Genomic DNA, 18527 nt, shown 5'->3' on the forward strand with positions numbered 1-18527 from the left:
TTGCTGAAAAAGAAAGGAGACGGTCTTGAAAAAGTATTATTATCTAGCGGCCTTTGTTAGCTTGCTGGTCTTGAGCTGGCTGATCCAAACCCAAAGCAGTCGCTTTTATACACAGCCGATCATAGAAGTACAAACGGTTCAAGTCACCGCCGACCAGCAGCAGATTCAAGGGATCCTTCGCAACGGAGAAGAAGCTGGGGCACTGCGGACAGTCACTACGCAATACACCCCCAACGGTGCGATTCATCCGTTGTATCAGAACGGACAACAGCTGCTTTTGCAAAAAGAAGGGGATGGCTGGCAGGTACAAGCACAAAAACGGGATGGGTATCTCTTTTTCTTCCTTGCCTTATTCCTGATGGCAGTAGTCGCAATTGGTGGCAAAAAGGGCTTACGGGCTTTGCTTAGTATCTTTGTGAATACTGGCTTGCTGCTCCTTTTTCTTTGGTTTCACAAAGGCAACAGCTCCTTTTCATTGGTCTTTTTGATGATCGTTTTTACGATCGTCTCGTTGGTTTTGACGATGGGGATTTCCTATGGCTTTCGTACGATCGACAGCCGCAAAATCATTGCCTCCTTAGCCAGCGTTCTCTTGGCGTTTTTTCTCTGTCGGTTCGCCATGGATCTTTTGCAAGATCATGGGTTGCGCTATGAAGAAATGTCGTTTCTGACCCGTCCGTATCGCAGTGTCTATCTAGGGAGTCTGCTGATTGGCGCGATTGGTGCCAGCATGGACAATATCGTCATGCTGATTGCCAGTTTAGATGAGATCCAACGCATCAATCCCCAGACGAGCCGCAAGGAACGATTAGCGATCGGTCGGTCCATCGCGCAAGATACGACTTCTTCGATGATCAATGTCTTGTTGTTTGCCTATTTAAGTGGGAGTATGCCAGCGCTATTGTTTTACCTAGCCAATGGCTGGCTGCTTTCGCAAGCATTGCCGATGCATCTTTCTTTAGAAATAGTGCGTACAGTATGCGGCGGCTTTGCGTTGGTTTTATCGGTACCGTTGACGCTTCTATGTTTTGAAGTGCATAGGAGGAAAGCAAAATGACTGTTTTGTTTGTGTTGATCTTGCTTTTTCTCTTGCTGACTTTCGCTGTTTTTCGGATCGAAGGGCTGTTTCAAGTCACTGGTCTGTTTATGAATGTGGCTGTCTTTCTAGCGCTTCTGGTCCTGATTGACCGAGGGGCACCGATCATACCAGCGGCTTGTGTTGCCTTTTTAGCCGTGGCGGCGATCACCTTGTTTTTCGTGAATGGCGTCAATCAGAAAACCAAAATTGCCTTTGTCTGTGTGTTGGTCTTTCTAGGGCTTTTTCTACTATTATTTCCGCTTGTGCTCGCTGCAATGAATCTGCATGGGTTTTCGGCAGAGGAACTGGATGAGTTGGCGATGTATTCCTTTGATGTAGCCATCGATTTTAAGACATTGATGACTGCGATCATTTTGATGAGTTTTTCGGGGGCGGTGGCAGATGGGAGTATGGCAATCAGCACTGCGACCTATGAACTTTTTCAAGCAAACCCGCAAGTCTCGATCAAGGCATTAAGTAAAAGTAGTATGACAGTAGTATCAGACGTATTGTCCTCGACGATCAATACCTTATTGTTTGCCTTTATGGGAAGTAATCTGGCGTTGATTGCGTGGTTTCAAGATTTGTCGATCTCCTTTGGTGAAATGATCAATTCGAAGGCGTTCGTCTCAGAATTGGTCGTTTGTTTGATCACGGGTCTGGCAGCGGTGATTATTTTACCCATCACCGCATGGGCAGCAAGTTGGTATTTTTTGAAAAGAAACCGAATGGAATAGGAAGGAGCGCAACCACCATGGAACCACTAATTGAAACTAAGCGATTAGTGCTGCGAGAAATGAGTCATGACGATCGACCAGCGATTGAAAAGATTTTGCAAGATCCAGAAGTTATGATTGCCTATGAAGGACCCTTCAGTGAGCAAGAAGTCACTGGTTGGATCGACAAACAGCTGCAACACTATCAAAACGATCACATTGGCTTGTGGCTAGTGATTGAGAAAGCATCCGGGCAAGCGATCGGTCAATGCGGGTTGACATGGCAAGACGTCAAGGGAGAAGCCGTTTTAGAAATTGGGTACTTGTTTCAAAAGAACTTCTGGCATCATGGGTTTGCCACAGAAGCCGCCCAGGCCTGTAAAGACTATGCGTTTGCAACGCTGAATGCCGCCATTGTTTATTCGATCATTCGTGAGACCAATCAAGCCTCCATAAATGTGGCATTGCGCAATGGAATGAAGCTGGTGGATCGCTTTGTTAAACACTATCGACAAGTGGACATGCCGCATCTTGTGTATGCTGTGGCGAAAGAGATGTGAAAAACGAAAGAATGCTTTTTTCGATTTAGACAATGAAATGCCCCTAGGAAGTTAGCTTTTTCTAACTTTCTAGGGGCGTTTTTTAAGCTTGCGTAAAGCTTTTTCGCTCGATGAGTTCAGCCCCTAAAAGGACTGTTTTGGTGATCGCTCGAGGATGAACGATCTGATCCACCAGCAAATCGATCGCGGTTTTGGCGATTTCCTCCACATCGATGTTAAACGTTGTTAGTGGGGGAGCCACAAATTTTGCGATCTCATTGTCATTGATACTGATTAATTCCAAGCGATCAGGAATGATGATAGATCGTTCATTTAACGCTTGGAGCACACCAACTGCGACGGTGTCAGAAGCCACAAAGAGCGCCTCTGGCAAATTGTCACCAAGGGATTCCACCATTTTTTTCGCCAAACGATAGCCGGTTTCAACGGAAAAATTGCCACCACTAAATAAGAACGCCTCATCGAACGCATCTCGACGAGCCAGCGTTTGACGGAAGATGATCTCGCGACTATCCATTTCTGCACGTTGAGTATCAGGATTTAGATAAGCGCCACCAATAAAGCCGATCTTTCGGTATCCTTTTGTTAAAAACAGATCGATCGCCAGTTGCGTCATTCGATCAGTATCGGGTTTGACCGTATCGAACAGCTCTGGACAGGGGTTGATTTCCAAAAGGACACCATAGGGGCAAACGGATTTGAACTGCTGCGTTTCTTTCTCAGTGAAAGAGCCAATCCCAATAAACCCCGCGACCTCTTGCAATGTTTCTAAAACATCATCTTCATGGGTGATCAGTTGAATTTCCAAATTGTTGATTTTCGCATATTTTTCTAAAGAGATTCGCAATTGTCGAAAATAGACATCTTGAAGCTCTTCTTGTTCTGTCAGCCAGAAAAGGACGGCGATTTTTTCTAGTGTTGTTTTTATTTTTGAGCGATCATAACCTAGTGATAAAGCGGTATGAATAATTTTTTGACGCGTATCGGCTGCGATCGACAACGATTCGTCGCCTTTCAATAATCGGGAAACAGTCGCTTGTGAAAAGCCTGATTGCTCGGCAATTTTTTTTATTGTAACCAATCTTCTTCACCTCTTTCTTCTAGTATACGCTAACAACTTTACTAAGTAAATGAATTTACTAAATATATTTACTGAATAGTGGAAGTTTGTAACATAGAGGTATTTCGAAAAAAATATTTGTGTGATAAACCTTGATTTTATCCGTTTATTTACTCCATTGAAGAAATTAATTTAGTAAAACTATTTACATATTAAGTAAAATAATTTATTATAAACGAGAAGATAGCGTTTGCAAAATAAAGAAAAGGTGGAGAAATGATGATGAAAAAAATGTCTCGAGTTCTTTTTTTAAGTGTAGCAGCTTTAGGATTAGGTGCTTGCGGTCCACAAAGCGAAGGGACAGATAGTACTGCAGCAAATAGTGGCAGCGGTAAGGACTATGATCTATTGGTCTGGGAAGACCAAGCAAAATCAACTGGGATTGAAGAGGCAGTCAAACAATTTGAAGAAGAACACGATGTGACGATCAAAGTGGTCGAAAAAGCCTATGGTGGACAGATCGAAGATTTACGATTGGATGGCCCCGCTGGTACAGGTGCGGATGTCATCACGATTCCTGGCGATCAAATCGGTACAGCCGTTACCGAAGGGTTGTTGAAAGAATTAACAGTCGATCAAACGCTACAAGATCTGTATACAGAATCAGCAATGCAATCGCAAATCGTTGACGGCAAAGTTTACGGCTTACCAAAAGCGGTTGAAACACAAATTTTGTATTATAACAAAGAACTAATTTCCGAAGAAGACTTGCCACAGACAACGGATGAGTGGCTGGAGTATTCCAAGTCTGTCTTAGGTGCTGACAGTTATGGGTTACTGGCATTATGGGATCAAATTTATTACGCACAAGGTGTATTGAGCGGTTATGGCGGTTATGTTTTTGGCGAGAATGCCGATGGATCCTATGACCCTGAAGATATTGGATTAGCTAATGAAGGTGCGATCGAAGGAGCGGACTATATCCAACAGTTTTATGATGCAGGTGTTTTTCCATCCGGATTGGTCGGTGAACAAGGAATCAATGTGTTGGACTCTTTATTTACGGAAGGAAAAGCTGCAGCTGTCGTCTCGGGACCATGGAACTTGTCTCCTTATAAAGAAGCGGGCATCGACTATGGTGTGAAAGAATTGCCATTATTAGGGAATGGTGAACATATGGGCTCCTTTATCGGTGTCAAAAGCTACAACGTAAGTAGCTATTCCCAAAACCCTGAATTAGCTGAAGCGTTCGTGAAATTTATCAGCAATGAGGAGAATTCAAAAGTCCGTTATGAAAAAACACAAGAAGTACCAGCGGTTGCTTCTTTGGCAGATGATCCATCAGTTCAAGAAAGTGAAAGTGCTGCAGCCATCGCCGCTCAGTCCCAACACGCAGAACTAACACCAGGGATCACTGAAATGAATTCAGTATGGGAACCAATGGATGCCGCATTGCAAACCATTGCTACTGGAAAGGCTGAACCGAAAACAGCTCTACCACAGGCAGTCGATCAGATCAAATCAGCCATTGCAGCAATTCAAAACTAAAAAGTCGTTACGAGGACAAACGTTTCGGATGGTGATTCAGCACTAGGAATCAAGTAATGCCGAACGAAACGTTTGTCAGCGGCTTTTTCTTACAGGGGGCGAAAATGTGAAAAACACGCAGTCGTATGCAAAACGAGCAATGCTATTCTCGATAATACCAGGATTCGGTCAATTTTATAATCGGCAAAAAATCAAAGGCGCTTTATTTTTCTTCTTTTTTGCTATGTATCTTGTCGTCTTTAAAGATTTATTTAATATGGGACTTTGGGGCATCGTGACATTAGGCGTGGAAGTGCCGAGAGACAATTCCATCTTTTTATTAGCAGAAGGATTAGTTGCCTTGATCGTCATCGGTTTTGGTCTGTTGTTCTATTATTTAAACATCCGTGATGCCTATAAAAACGGCGAATTAAGAGACAATGAGCTACCAGTCAACTCTATCCGTGAAAGCTACCAGGCACTATTAAGAGAAGGCTATCCTTATTTAATGAGTAGCCCAGCATTTTTCTTACTCGTGTTTTCTGTTATTTTTCCGATTCTCTTTAGTATCGCGTTAGCTTTTACGAACTATGATCTGTATCATTCTGCACCTGCCAATTTAGCAGATTGGGTGGGATTAGAGACCTTTAAGAAGATTTTTACTGTCGATATTTGGCGTAGTACCTTCTTCAATGTTCTAGGCTGGACAGTTATCTGGACCTTGATCGCCTCAACGTTACAAGTTTCTATCGGAATATTTTTAGCGGTGCTGGTGCATCAAAAAGAACTACGATTCAAAAAGTTCTTTCGAACGATTTTGATCCTCCCATGGGCAGTTCCGGGATTTGTTACGATCTTGGTATTTTCAGGAATGTTCAATGATTCCTTTGGTGCGATCAATAATACGATTTTGAATTTCTTCCAGATTTCACCGATTCCTTGGCTAACGAGTGCGAATTGGACCCGTTTAGCTTTGTTACTGATTCAAGGCTGGCTAGGCTTTCCGTATATTTTTATCGTGACTACAGGGACGCTGCAATCCATTCCTGATGATTTGTATGAGGCGGCGACCATCGATGGTGCTTCAGCTATGCAAAAATTCCGACGAATCACATTGCCATTACTGCTTTATGCAATGGCACCAATTTTGATTACGCAATATACGTTTAACTTCAACAATTTCAATATCATTTATCTGTTTAATTCTGGTGGGCCGGCAGTTCCTGGTTCGACCGCTGGTGGTACCGATATTTTGGTTTCATGGATCTATAAGCTCACGATGCAAAATAGTCAATATGCACTAGCAGCAGCATTGACGATTCTCTTATCGATCGTCGTAATCGCGATTGCTTTATGGCAATTCCGTCGAACAAATTCATTCAAGGAGGTTGGATAACATGAAGGCAGCAAGTATGAAAAAACAAAAATTTGTCCGCCTATCCTTGACATATCTCGTACTGATTTTTACGGTAGTGGTGATCGTCTACCCTTTACTATGGACGATCGGTGCTAGTTTTAATCCTGGGAACAGTTTAATAAGTACGAGTCTGATTCCGACGAGTCCGACATTAAGTCACTACACGAAATTGTTTGCTGGCGACAACTCGCTATATTATAGTCAATGGTATTTGAATTCATTGAAAATCAGTGTATGCGCTATGTTCCTGTCACTGATCTTTGTCTCCATGACGGCTTATTCCTTTTCACGGTTTCGTTTTACAGGCCGTAAAAATGGATTGATGCTGTTCTTACTACTACAAATGATCCCGCAGTTCTCTGCCTTGATCGCAATTTTTGTACTGGCGCAAATGCTCGGCTTGATCAATAGTCATTGGTTGCTGATCTTGATTTACGTTGGGGGTCAGATTCCCATGAACACGTACTTATTGAAAGGATATTTTGACTCGATCCCGTTAGATTTAGACGAGAGTGCCAAGATAGATGGCGCAAGCAATACGCGAATATTCTGGCAAATTTTGATTCCATTATCTCGACCAATGCTGGCAGTGGTTGCCATGAATGGTTTCACCGGACCACTGGGAGACTTTGCCCTGTCTTCAGTGATTTTACGTAATCCTGAGTACTATACATTACCCATCGGGTTATACAAATTAGTCACGGATAAAATGGGTGCCAGCTATACGACTTTTGCGGCAGGGGCCATTTTGATCAGTATTCCGATCGCGCTCGTCTTTATTGCATTACAAAAACATTTTGTCTCCGGTTTGACCGCTGGCGGCACAAAAGGATAGGAAGAGAAGATGACAAGATATAACTTAGAAGAACGCTTTTTACATGGTGGGGATTATAATCCTGACCAGTGGCTAAATTATCCCGAGATCTTAGCCAAAGATTTAGAACTAATGGAAAAAGCTCATGCTAATACATTTTCCCTTGGTATTTTTGCTTGGAGTGCCTTAGAGCCAGCAGAAGGGGTGTTTCAATTTGAATGGTTAGACAAAATCATGGATGAGCTTGCCGAACGAAACAGTAACGTCATTTTAGCGACGCCAAGCGGCGCGCGTCCTGCCTGGTTGTCTAAAGCATACCCTGAAGTTCTCCGGACCAATGAAAAACGGGAAAAAATGTTACACGGTGGGCGACACAATCACTGCTTTTCTTCGCCAATCTATCGTGAGAAAGTGGCGATCATCAATCGGAAATTAGCTGAACGCTACCACGATCACCCAGCACTATTGATGTGGCATATTTCCAATGAGTATTCTGGAGATTGTCATTGTCCTATTTGCCAAGAAAACTTTCGTCAGTGGGTCAAGCAGAAGTACCAAACGCTAGCAGCCTTGAATGAGGCCTGGTGGGGACCGTTCTGGAGCCATACCATCACCGATTGGTCGCAAATCGAATCTCCTTCACCGATCGGCGAAATGCAAGTTCATGGACTAAATCTAGACTGGCATCGTTTTGTAACCGATCAGACTATTGATTTCTATGAACATGAGATCAAAGACATTCGTCGTTTGTCTCCAGATGTGCCGATCACAACGAATTTCATGGCAGATACCCGTGATTTGATTCCCTTTTATAGTCTTGATTATGGAAAATTTGCCCAGCATGTGGATGTCATTAGTTGGGACTGTTATCCTGCTTGGCATAATGATTGGGGAACGACAGCTGATTTGGCAAGTAAGGTTGGGTTTATCAATGATCAATATCGTAGCTTGAAAAAGCAACCATTTTTGATCATGGAATCAACCCCTAGTGGTGTGAATTGGCATCCAGTCAATCGCACGAAACGTCCCGGGATGCATCTTTTGTCTTCTATGCAATTTATTGCTCACGGTTCAGACAGTAATCTTTATTTCCAATGGCGGAAATCTCGAGGCTCGTCTGAGAAGTTCCATGGGGCCGTCGTGGACCATGACAACGACGAGCAAAATCGTGTTTTTCAAGATGTAGCAGAAGTGGGGAAAGCCTTAGAAGAAATCAAAGAAATCAAAGGATTGCACAAAAAAGCCAAAGTGGCGATCATCTATGATTGGGATAACAATTGGGCGCTCAATGATGCGCAAGGTTTTGGTTTGGAGAGCAAACGCTACCCACAAACGTTGCAAGAGCATTATCGCTATTTTTGGGATCATGACATCGCGGTTGATGTCATCACGAAAGACCATGACTTTGATGCTTACCAATTGATCATCGCTCCGATGCTTTACCTCTTACCAAAAGAAACTATGAAAAAATTTCAACAGTATACGAAAAATGGCGGGACACTGGTTTCCACTTATTTGACGGGGATCGTGAATGAAACGGACTTGACCTATTTAGGGGGCTGGCCCCAAGAGTTAGAAGAACTGTTTGGTGTGTCTGTGAAAGAAATCGATACGTTATATCCGAAACAAAAAAATCTGCTTTTAATGAAGGAGCAGCAGTACCAAATTCATGATTATTGTAGTATTGTCCAAACAAACACCGCCCAAACGTTAGGGGTGTACGGTGCAGATTTTTATCAAGGTCAAGCTGCAGTGACCGTAAATGATTATGGTGAAGGAAGTGCCTACTATCTCGGGGGACGGACGGATCAAGCCTTTTTGGAAGACTTCTATCAAGAAGTAACACAACAGCTTCGCTTACAAAATGAGTGGGTCAGCCAAGGTTCAACGAACGTGTCGATTCAAAGTAGAGAAAGTCAGCAAGAGCAGCTCGCTCCGACTACCTATTATTTTGTGATGAATTTTTCCGAAGAAAATCAAGAAGTAGAGGTAGCAACTTCAGGAATCGACTTGCTTACAGGAAAAACGACAAACCAACTTCTTCAGTTGGCGCCTTATGAGGTGCAGATCATCAAAGTGACAGCATAAGATCAATAAAACTATTGTGTCAATTATATGAGAAAAAAGAAGTACTAACGCTGATGAAAAGCGTAAGTACTTCTTTTTTATAGAGAGTGTTTTAATTTTCTTGCGCAAATTCGGCAGCTTTTGTTCCTGCTTGGCGTCCGAAGATGATGATATCGGCAACGGCATTACCGCCAATTCGGTTTTCACCATGCAACCCACCAGTTACTTCACCGGCTGCAAAAAGACCTGGAATGATCTCGTTATCCGTAGCGATCACTTCTGTGTTGGTGTTGATCTTCACGCCGCCCATCGTGTGGTGGATACCAGGAGCGATGGCAATGGCATAGTAAGGTCCTGTTGACAAATCGTTGTCCATTGCTGTGCTGCGTCCAAAGGCTTCGTCTTCACCAGCAGCTACACTGCTGTTCCAGGTAGCGATCGTTTCAGCAAGCGCTGCTTCTGGCATGTCCAATTCTTTTGCCAATTCTTCAATCGTGTCAGCGGATTTGACTAACCCTTGTTGCTCGTAAAAATCAATGGCTGTTACGCGTTCTTTGACACCTGCATCAAAAACTAACGTTGCCGATTTTTCAGGTAGGGCAATAATCGCTTCAGAGACTTTGTCTCGTGTTTCCATTTCATTGAAGAACCGTTCGCCTTCTTGATTGACCAAGATCGCGCCTTCTCCACGGACAGCTTCAGTGATCAACAGTGATTTAGACTGATCCACTGTTGGGTGGATTTGGATTTGCTCTAAATCAACCGTTTGTCCGCCTAACGCTTCGATCATTTTGATTCCATCACCAGTCGAACCCTCTTGGTTCGTTGTCACGTAGTCTGCCAATTCTGGTTTGTACTCGGTGATCATGTCGAAATTGGCACCGAAACCGCCTGTTGTAACGACAACTGCTTTGGCATCAACGGTTTGTTCGTTTCCTTCTACTTCAACGGTCACCCCGTTGACTTGACCATCTTCTTCATTGATTTCTTTGACATCGGCATTTACAAAAATTGGGATTTCCAATTCATGGATGTTGCGCATCAAGCCATCAACTAAGTATTCCCCAACCGCGGAACCATCAGATGGACGGTGCGTTCTTTTTTCACTCATCCCGCCAGTCGTTGTTAAGTTGTCTAAAGTGATACCCATGGAATCTAACCAATCGATCGCTTCTGCTGAATGATCCACAAAGTAGCGCAACAATTCTTCATCATTGGTGTTGTGACCGCCAGCTAATGTTTCTTCATAGAATAGATCGTTTGAATCTTCAATGCCTTCTGCTTCTTGGAATTTGGTTTCTGAAGCGTTCATTCCTGCAGAAGATTTCAATGTATTCCCACCAGAAATTGGCATTTTTTCTAAAATAACTGGGTTTGCGCCAGCTTCCTTTGCTTGGATCGCAGCGGCCATTCCAGCGCCACCCGCACCGACAATCACGACATCGTAGCTGTCTGCAAGTTCGCTAGGGTCTGTGTATTCTTGACCAGATGCAGCTGAAGTTGCATCTGTTTCTTCATTAGCAGATGAACCAGTACTTGTGCTGCTGCTTGTTTGTGAATCAGCGCCACAAGCACTCAAAGTTGCTAACGAGGTTAGGACTAATAGTGTTTGGAAAATTTTCTTCATTGTTTTTATTCCTCCTAAAACTTTTTCCAAATCAAAGACTAACATAGTTGTCATGTTATTTTTAGCTTTTGTTCGAAAAATCACATAATAATTAGAAAAGTTTAATTTATAAAGCGTTTTAGTCGAGATGAAAGGGTTTCTTGGTCATCATAAAAGAGAGTGAGTTCGTGAATTTATGGAAATAGAAGAATTGTTGATTCTTTGATTTGTTTGGTATTAATCATAAAGGGAGAAAGCGAAGAGGCTTTGATTCGCCTCTCTTCTGTTATTGAAAAACGTACGTCACTGAGGTGCCGAGGAATGATCTCTTTTATTAAGAATAAATCCAATGCTTTGCGCTCAAAGGATAGAAAGAAATTGATGGCATCCGTGTTTGTGGGCACCAACTTTTACTCAATAAATAAAGATAGAATCTTAGTTTTCAAGAGTCATTGCCAAGAAACTGCGGTGTTTCTTAAAAAAATCAAGAGAACTGTCTTGCAAAACCAATCCTTTCTTGTATAATAAAAATAAGTTAGGTCTACCTAAAAAATAAATAAACTATCCTTAACTATGGAAATGGAGTGAAAATAATGATTACTTTTTCAGAAATATCCGCAGCCTATGATGGCGATCATCAAGTGATCTCGGATTTGTCGTTTCAAGTAGAAAAACCGTCGATCGTAGGGATCATTGGTCCAAATGGGGCAGGGAAGTCGACGCTGATCAAAGCGGCGTTGAAATTGATCCCTTCCAGTGGGAACATGAGTGTCGACAAAAAAGCGTTAAAAGACTTTCAAAAGGAAATTGCCTATGTCGAACAAAAGACCGCGGTTGATTACACGTTTCCGATCACAGTCAAAGAAGTCGTATCTTTAGGCTTGTATCCTAAGATGGGCATGTTCCAAAGGATGTCGGCAAACGATTGGCAGAAAGTGACAGCCGCTCTGGCAGCGGTAGAAATGGAATCCTTTGCGGAACGTCAGATTGGGGAATTGTCCGGCGGGCAGTTTCAGCGGGTCTTGATTGCTCGAACGTTGGTGCAAGATGCCAACTATATTTTCCTCGATGAGCCCTTTGTAGGGATCGATGCCACCAGTGAAGCGATCATCGTCGGCCTGTTGCGTAACTTGCGAGATGCTGGCAAGACGATTTTTATCGTTCACCATGATCTGGGGAAAATCACCGAATACTTTGATTACTTGGTTCTGCTCAATCAAACCCTGATCGCTGCGGGACCAGTCAGTGAAGTCTTTACCGAGAGCAATTTGAAGCAAACATTTGGCGATGCGATTATCGTGAAAGGAGGCGTTTAACATGTTGACAAGCTTTTTTACGAGTTTAAGTAACTATCATTTCTTGCAAAATGCCTTGATCACGGCAGTCGCGATCGGGATCGTGGCAGGGGTGATCGGTTGTTTTATTATCTTACGAGGGATGTCCTTGATGGGGGATGCAATCTCTCATGCGGTCTTACCAGGGGTAGCCTTGTCTTATATCTTCGGCGTTCATTTTTTTGTCGGGGCGATCTTCTTTGGGATCTTGGCTTCCATGATCATTACCTATATCGCCAATAACAGCCTGATCAAAAGCGATACGGCGATCGGTATCACCTTTAGTTCGTTTCTAGCTTTAGGGGTTATCTTGATTGGAGTAGCAAATAGTTCGACTGATTTGTTTCACATTTTGTTTGGGAATGTGCTAGCGGTGCAAGACAGCGACAAATGGCTGACGATCGCTATCGCTATCCTTGTGCTGGCAGTGATCATCCTCTTCTTCCGTCCACTGTTGATCACGTCTTTTGATCCGATGATGGCAAAGGCCTTTGGGATGAAAGTGCAAGCCTATCACTATTTATTGATGTTCTTGTTGACTTTGGTTTCAGTGACAGCGATGCAAAGCGTCGGAACGATCTTGATCGTGGCTCTGTTAGTCACTCCAGCAGCAACGGCTTATCTTTATACAAAACAATTGAAGCATATGATGGTCATCGCAGGGGTTTTAGGTGGTTTCGCCTCATTTATCGGCTTGTTTATCGGGTACAGCTTTAATATTGCCGCAGGATCAAGTATCGTTTTGACCGCAGGAGCCTTTTTCGTGATCGGTTTCTTGTTCTCACCAAAACAAAAGACCAGTCCAGTCAAACGCTGGTCAGCGACGGCGGTTTTAGCAACGGCAGCTGTAGCTGGTGGCTTCTTTTTGGCACAGCAAAACGGACAGATGGCCCAAACAGAAGGGAAACTTTCAGTAGTAGCGACCAATTCGATCATTGCTGATATTACGGAAAACATTGCCGGTGATCGAATCGATCTTCACAGTATCGTACCAGTGGGGCGTGATCCCCATGAATATGAACCTTTAGTGGAAGATGTTCGAAAAGCGACCGATGCCGATCTTATCCTTTACAACGGCTTGAATCTAGAAACTGGCGGCAATGGCTGGTTTACCAAATTGATGAACAATGCCAATAAGGTAGAAAATGAAGATTATTTTGCCGTCAGTGATGGCGTGGATGTGCTTTATCTTTCTGATGATGAAGACCACAGCAAAGCCGATCCTCATGCATGGTTAAATCTAGAAAACGGTATGATCTATGCCCGCAACATTGCTCAACGCTTGAGCGAAAAGGATCCTGACAATCGCTCTTTCTATGAAGAAAACCTTGAACGCTACTTGGCTTCATTAGAAGAACTGGATCAGCAAGCGAAGGAAAACTTCCAATCGATTCCCGAAGAGAAGAAATTGATCGTCACCAGTGAGGGAGCCTTCAAATACTTCTCCAAAGCCTACGGTGTACCGTCTGCCTATATCTGGGAAATCAATACCGAAGAAGAAGGAACCCCTGCGCAAATCAAGAACTTAGTGGATCAGCTGCAAAATTCAGCCGTCGCTTCCTTATTTGTCGAAAGCAGCGTCAATACTCGTCCGATGCAAAGTGTTTCTCGTGATGCAGGTATTCCGATATTCGGAACCGTCTTTACCGATTCGATTGCAGAGCCGGGAGAAGAAGGCGACAGCTACTATAACATGATGAAATGGAATCTCGATACGATTTATCAAGGCTTGAATCAATAATGCAAAAAACATCCTTAGCTCGTTCTGGCTAAGGATGTTTTTTCGTCGTATTTTTGTGCTGGAGAAAAGCAAAGAGATAAAATCCGCAGCCCATCAAAGCAGCAAGAAAAGCGATGACAGGAAAGTACAACCCCTGACCGTATACATAGGCTGTATAAGCGAAGAAGGCGATCAAAAACCAAAGCGTTCCCGAGATGAGCATTTTTTGGTTCCTCCTAATTGTTAAAAAGTGTTTATTTAGTATATTTTAACACGGTAGGCGCAAAAAGAAAATCAGCGAATCGAACGTTTGCTGAAACGAGTCGCTGATTTTTTCCCAATTGCACCGATGAACAGTTAAGAAACGTTCAATTGCTGTTGCGGTTCTAAATGGTAATAAAGGATCTCAGGTGGGACACCGAGTCGGGCGGGAATCTTGGTCATACCAACCCCGCTGGAAACACTTAATAAGGTCTCATTGCCTAAAAGGTAGAGCCCATCGGTATATTTCAACGCGCCCTTTGTTTTCGCGTAATAAAAAGGCAAGCGAATCTGCCCGCCATGGCTATGGCCAGAAAGAATCAAGTCGTAGTTTGGCAGATTGGTGATCCGAGAAACATAATCGGGTTCATGGAGCAAAAGCAGCTGCCACTCTGCTAAGGTTGCTTCATAGGTAAAACTGACTTTCGGACTTTCTATATCGATACCGACAATATTCATCGACGTCTTGTCATCAGAACCAAAAACCGACTCATTATCAAGTAAGGTAAACCCTGCATGCTGGTATATTTCCTTAACAAAGTAATGCCCGTCATTCAAATGGTCATGGTTCCCCATAACTGCGATCTTACCCAGAGGCGCTTGCAATTTTTTCAGCTTTTCGATCAGTCGCTTGGTTGAACGATGCGGCCATTTTTTATAATTATCGATCAGATCCCCCGTAATGATGATCAGATCCGGCTTGTTTTGGATCGTTGATCGAATGATGCGATTCATTCGCCGTGGTTTGTACCAACGAGAAAAATGAAGGTCGCTGATATGGGCGATCACGAGATTGCTTTCTGCTTGATAAAGATCGTAAGCCTTTGAAATATCTAAGACGGTGCGCTTGTCTTTTTTTATGAGGTAGTGCCGTTGTTTGAGAAGATGCGGTTCAATAATAAAGGAGTAAACTAGCAAGCCCGTAAGGAGGAATGCAATAAGAATGAGGGTGTACATGGCGTGGCTCCTTTTTTGATTTGCTAGTTTCTAGCATAGTAGATTCTTACAAAAAAAGCAATCATGCGAAAGCAAAAATAACAAAAAATATCCATCGTATTTCGTTTGTTTCTTCCATGAAAAAAAGATACAAAAGGGGCGGCAATAGCCGACTTTTGTATCCTAGATCGTAATTATTTGATTTTCACCAAACGTTTAAAGCGTGCTTTGTGTTTGACGGGGATCAAAGCCATGACACAATCATAAGGGACGGAGATGATCGCCCATGCGAGACTTTTACTTGAAGCAAAGGGATAGTTTTGCTTTAAGACAAAATGGCCACTGATCAAGGCAAAACCGATACTGCCGACCCACAGCCATTGCGGGTCCCAATTCGTAAAATGTTGGAGGGCAGTGATGACAAAGGGATAGCCGTAAAAGTACAATGCAGTCAAAACGAAAGTGACGTTTTTGGTTAATTGACGCAGGGTCAGTAAGAAAAATAAGCCAGAAAGAACGATACCCAATGGCGGGAACAGACTAACTAAGAAGGAATATACGATGCCCCATACGATCATGCCAGGTCCTTTGACGAGAGCGGCTAAGACAAAGACAAAAAGTAGGAATAAGAGCTGTTGCGAAAAACTTGCTGCTGTCAAAAGTCCGAAGAAACCAACCAATAACCAGTGAGAAAAAGTCGCTGTTTGATTCTTTTGTGGTGTCTGTTGCTGCAATTTTAGCCAGGTAGCAAAATTCGGGAAATCATGCTGGAAATTTCTCTGAAAATCGCTGTTGAATGCTTGATGGGCATTTTGCTGCCGATAGTAATGATATTGATGTTTTAACGTGCCTTTCGTGGCTGCTTTTTGGCCAGAAAAAAAGCGGCCGGGATCAATTTTTGATCGTTCCATATTTCCACCTCCATACGATTTCGTTACCCTCAGTATAGAGAAAATCAACTTCGGCGTCCTCCAACTTTGGGCGGATTTTTTTTGCTTGCTGAAAGTTTTCTTAAACTGATGAAAAAAGCGAAGAGGATTCGTTTCTTAAACCGTCAAAATATGCTAGAGTATAGAAGGACTAAGGAGGAGATTTCATGATTTTTGATTCTCATACACATTTGAATGCAGAACAGTTTAACGAAGACATTCCCGAAACGGTCGCCCGTGCGCAAGAACTAGGAGTAACGGAGATGGCGGTCGTCGGTTTCGATCAGCCAACGATTGAAAAATCGTTAGCATTAAGCAAAGAATATCCTGGCATTTACAGTATTATCGGTTGGCATCCCACCGAAGCTGGTTCTTATACCCCACAAGTGGAAACCTATTTGCAAGAGCGCTTGGAACAACCAAAAGTCGTTGCCCTAGGTGAAATCGGTTTAGACTATCACTGGATGGAAGATCCGAAGGAAGTTCAAGAAAAGGTCTTTCGTCGGCAAATGGCGATCGCCCGTGAACATCAGCTGCCCATCAGTATTCATACCCGTGAAGCCTTAGAAGATACCTATGCGATTTTAAAGGATGAAAAAGTCCAAACGATCGGCGGCATCATGCACAGCTTTAGCGGGGACGGCGAATGGGCGAAAAAGTTCTTGGACCTAGGAATGTATATTTCCTTTAGTGGTGTCGTGACCTTCAAAAAGGCGACGGAGGTACAAGAAGCTGCGCAAGTCGTGCCACAAGATCGGCTGCTCGTTGAGACTGACGCGCCGTATTTAGCCCCTGTTCCTTATCGCGGCAAGCGCAATGAACCGGGCTATACTCATTATGTAGTGGATAAAATCGCGGAGCTGCGGCAAGAAGCGGTGGCTGATGTTGCGGCCTACACGACAAAAAATGCCCATCGCTTGTTTAGGATCAATGACTAATAAACCGAAAATCGAAGAAATCATTGTCGTCGAAGGCAAAGACGACACCCGTCGGCTGCAAGAAGTGTTCGATGTAGATACCATCGAGACGATCGGTTCGGCGATCGATGACACGATCCTTGATCAAATCGAGCACGCCCAAGAGACACGAGGGGTCATCGTGTTTACCGATCCCGATTTTTCGGGAGAAAAGATCCGCAAAATCATTATGGAAGTCGTTCCTGATGCCAAGCATGCCTTTTTACCGCGCAGCCAGGCAGCACCGAAAAGCAAGGGCAGTTTAGGCGTGGAACACGCCAGCCATGAAGCGTTGAAAGAAGCCTTGCGAAAAGTCGTAACCCCGATTGCTTCAAATGAAGTCAGTGAGGGAACCATTGATCGGCAACAGTTGTTAGCGTATGGCTTGATCGCAGGGGCTGGAGCGAAAGAGAAACGAGAGCGGTTGGGGGATCTTTTACGCATCGGCTATACGAACGGCAAACAATTAGAGAAGCGGCTGACAATGTTTCGTATCACCGATGCAGAGTTGGCAGAAGCAATGAAAATAGTGGAGGAAGAATTGTGAAGGAAGAACGGGATATAGCAACCCCCTCAAGAACCAAAGAGATTTTAGCGAAACATGGCTTTACCTTTAAAAAAAGTTTAGGGCAAAACTTCTTAACAGAACCGAATATTTTACGGAAAATCGTAGAGACTGCAGGCATCGACGAGACGACAAACGTCATTGAGGTTGGTCCTGGAATCGGTGCGCTGACCGAACAGTTGGCAAAACATGCCAAGCAAGTGTTGGCGTTTGAAATTGATGATCGGTTGATCCCAGTGTTAGCCGACACAATGCAGCCATATCAAAATGTGAAAATCATTCATCAAGATGTCTTGCAAGCAGATCTGGCAACGACCATTCAGTCAGCATTCAGCGATACGGCTGCTTCATTAAAAGTTGTCGCAAATTTGCCCTACTACATCACTACGCCAATTATGATGCACTTTTTAGAGTCTCAGGTAAAAGTAGATGAAATGGTCGTGATGATGCAAAAAGAAGTGGCAGATCGAATCTCAGCAGTTCCCGGGACTAAAGCCTATGGCTCGTTGTCGATCGCTGTGCAATACTACATGGAAGCAAAACTGGCATTCATCGTCCCGAAAACCGTTTTTGTGCCCCAACCGAATGTTGATTCGGCTATTTTGAAATTGACGCGTCGATCACAACCAGCAGTCGCAGTCACCGATGAAAAAGAGTTTTTCAAATTAACGAAAGCAGCCTTTCAGCTGCGTCGCAAAACCCTTTGGAACAATTTGCAAAATAGCTATGGAAAAGATGAAACAACCAAACAGTGGTTGGCAGACAGTTTAGAAGCAAGTGGGATCGATCCAAAACGTCGTGGAGAAACGCTGTCGTTAGCGGAATTTGCCAAATTAAGCAATGAAATGCAAGCGCGCAAAGAATAACTTCTATCAAAACGGATGTTGAATAAACATTCGTTTTTTGTGTCTTGACACCTCGTGGAAATACCAGTAGAATAAGCAAGACAGAACTGTCATGACACATTGAAGGAGAGAGTAT

General features: G+C 43.5%; 17 protein-coding genes. 12 read left to right on the plus strand and 5 right to left on the minus strand.

Annotated elements, in window-relative coordinates; genetic code table 11:
• The first annotated feature begins 25 nt into the window (after positions 1–25).
• Genes IGK61_RS05380 through IGK61_RS05390 form a run of 3 tightly spaced genes read left to right on the plus strand, consistent with a single transcriptional unit; the run spans position 26 to position 2354 of the window.
• Positions 26–1057 (plus strand): YibE/F family protein, encoded by a 1032-nt coding sequence (locus IGK61_RS05380; protein ID WP_074535020.1) that lies wholly within the window; start codon positions 26–28, stop codon positions 1055–1057.
• Positions 1054–1815 carry a YibE/F family protein gene (locus tag IGK61_RS05385; protein WP_074535021.1) on the plus strand — a complete coding sequence of 254 codons (762 nt, stop codon included), beginning with the start codon at positions 1054–1056 and terminating at the stop codon, positions 1813–1815. Before IGK61_RS05380 ends, IGK61_RS05385 begins: the two co-directional genes overlap by 4 nt.
• Before the next feature lie 17 nt (positions 1816–1832).
• Positions 1833–2354, plus strand: coding sequence for a GNAT family N-acetyltransferase (locus tag IGK61_RS05390; RefSeq protein ID WP_074535022.1), 522 nt, complete (start codon positions 1833–1835; stop codon positions 2352–2354).
• An 82-nt stretch (positions 2355–2436) separates the two neighbouring features.
• On the opposite strand, the gene IGK61_RS05395 is transcribed toward IGK61_RS05390, so the two are convergent.
• Complete coding sequence (locus IGK61_RS05395) at positions 2437–3435, minus strand: LacI family DNA-binding transcriptional regulator (RefSeq protein WP_016621569.1); 999 nt, start codon at positions 3433–3435, stop codon at positions 2437–2439.
• Positions 3436–3690: 255 nt separating this feature from the next.
• Between IGK61_RS05395 and IGK61_RS05400 the strand changes: the two genes are divergently transcribed.
• From IGK61_RS05400 to IGK61_RS05415, 4 genes are all read left to right on the plus strand, one after another.
• Entirely contained in the window at positions 3691–4962 is a 1272-nt protein-coding gene (locus IGK61_RS05400) for an extracellular solute-binding protein (protein WP_081343845.1), read from the plus strand.
• Between the two features lie 139 nt (positions 4963–5101).
• Positions 5102–6337: a carbohydrate ABC transporter permease gene (locus IGK61_RS05405; protein WP_016613570.1), complete on the plus strand. Its 1236-nt coding sequence runs from the start codon at positions 5102–5104 to the stop codon at positions 6335–6337.
• Between the two features lies 1 nt (position 6338).
• On the plus strand, positions 6339–7193 hold the full coding sequence (locus IGK61_RS05410; protein ID WP_438844759.1) for a sugar ABC transporter permease: 855 nt from the start codon (positions 6339–6341) through the stop codon (positions 7191–7193).
• A 9-nt stretch (positions 7194–7202) separates the two neighbouring features.
• Positions 7203–9260, plus strand: coding sequence for a beta-galactosidase (locus IGK61_RS05415; RefSeq protein WP_074535023.1), 2058 nt, complete (start codon positions 7203–7205; stop codon positions 9258–9260).
• 91 nt (positions 9261–9351) lie between these two features.
• Here the strand turns inward: IGK61_RS05415 and IGK61_RS05420 are convergent, their stop codons facing one another.
• Positions 9352–10866, minus strand: a complete 1515-nt coding sequence (locus IGK61_RS05420) for a flavocytochrome c (RefSeq protein ID WP_074535024.1) — start codon at positions 10864–10866, stop codon at positions 9352–9354.
• Between the two features lie 572 nt (positions 10867–11438).
• Between IGK61_RS05420 and IGK61_RS05425 the strand changes: the two genes are divergently transcribed.
• Positions 11439–12161, plus strand: a complete 723-nt coding sequence (locus IGK61_RS05425; RefSeq protein ID WP_010747795.1) for a metal ABC transporter ATP-binding protein — start codon at positions 11439–11441, stop codon at positions 12159–12161.
• 1 nt (position 12162) lies between these two features.
• A complete protein-coding gene (locus IGK61_RS05430) occupies positions 12163–13920 on the plus strand; it encodes a metal ABC transporter permease subunit (protein WP_005225531.1) in 1758 nt (585 codons plus the stop codon).
• Positions 13921–13948: 28 nt separating this feature from the next.
• On the opposite strand, the gene IGK61_RS05435 is transcribed toward IGK61_RS05430, so the two are convergent.
• The 3 genes from IGK61_RS05435 to IGK61_RS05445 form a co-directional block, all read right to left on the minus strand.
• Positions 13949–14122, minus strand: a complete 174-nt coding sequence (locus tag IGK61_RS05435; protein ID WP_010747796.1) for a hypothetical protein — start codon at positions 14120–14122, stop codon at positions 13949–13951.
• A gap of 134 nt (positions 14123–14256) precedes the next feature.
• Positions 14257–15117 carry a metallophosphoesterase gene (locus IGK61_RS05440; protein ID WP_015509322.1) on the minus strand — a complete coding sequence of 287 codons (861 nt, stop codon included), beginning with the start codon at positions 15115–15117 and terminating at the stop codon, positions 14257–14259.
• A 173-nt stretch (positions 15118–15290) separates the two neighbouring features.
• Positions 15291–16007 (minus strand): hypothetical protein, encoded by a 717-nt coding sequence (locus IGK61_RS05445; RefSeq protein WP_015509323.1) that lies wholly within the window; start codon positions 16005–16007, stop codon positions 15291–15293.
• Positions 16008–16192: 185 nt separating this feature from the next.
• On the opposite strand from IGK61_RS05445, the gene IGK61_RS05450 reads away from it, so the two are divergent.
• Genes IGK61_RS05450 through rsmA form a run of 3 tightly spaced genes read left to right on the plus strand, consistent with a single transcriptional unit; the run spans position 16193 to position 18412 of the window.
• Positions 16193–16963, plus strand: coding sequence for a TatD family hydrolase (locus IGK61_RS05450; protein ID WP_005225534.1), 771 nt, complete (start codon positions 16193–16195; stop codon positions 16961–16963).
• Entirely contained in the window at positions 16956–17528 is a 573-nt protein-coding gene (gene rnmV, locus IGK61_RS05455; protein ID WP_016608225.1) for a ribonuclease M5, read from the plus strand. Before IGK61_RS05450 ends, rnmV begins: the two co-directional genes overlap by 8 nt.
• Positions 17525–18412 carry a 16S rRNA (adenine(1518)-N(6)/adenine(1519)-N(6))-dimethyltransferase RsmA gene (gene rsmA / locus IGK61_RS05460; protein ID WP_074535027.1) on the plus strand — a complete coding sequence of 296 codons (888 nt, stop codon included), beginning with the start codon at positions 17525–17527 and terminating at the stop codon, positions 18410–18412. Before rnmV ends, rsmA begins: the two co-directional genes overlap by 4 nt.
• Positions 18413–18527: the final 115 nt, after the last annotated feature.

Origin of the sequence: Enterococcus sp. AZ063 (assembly GCF_051715045.1) — a bacterium.
GTDB classification, from domain to species: domain Bacteria; phylum Bacillota; class Bacilli; order Lactobacillales; family Enterococcaceae; genus Enterococcus_D; species Enterococcus_D casseliflavus.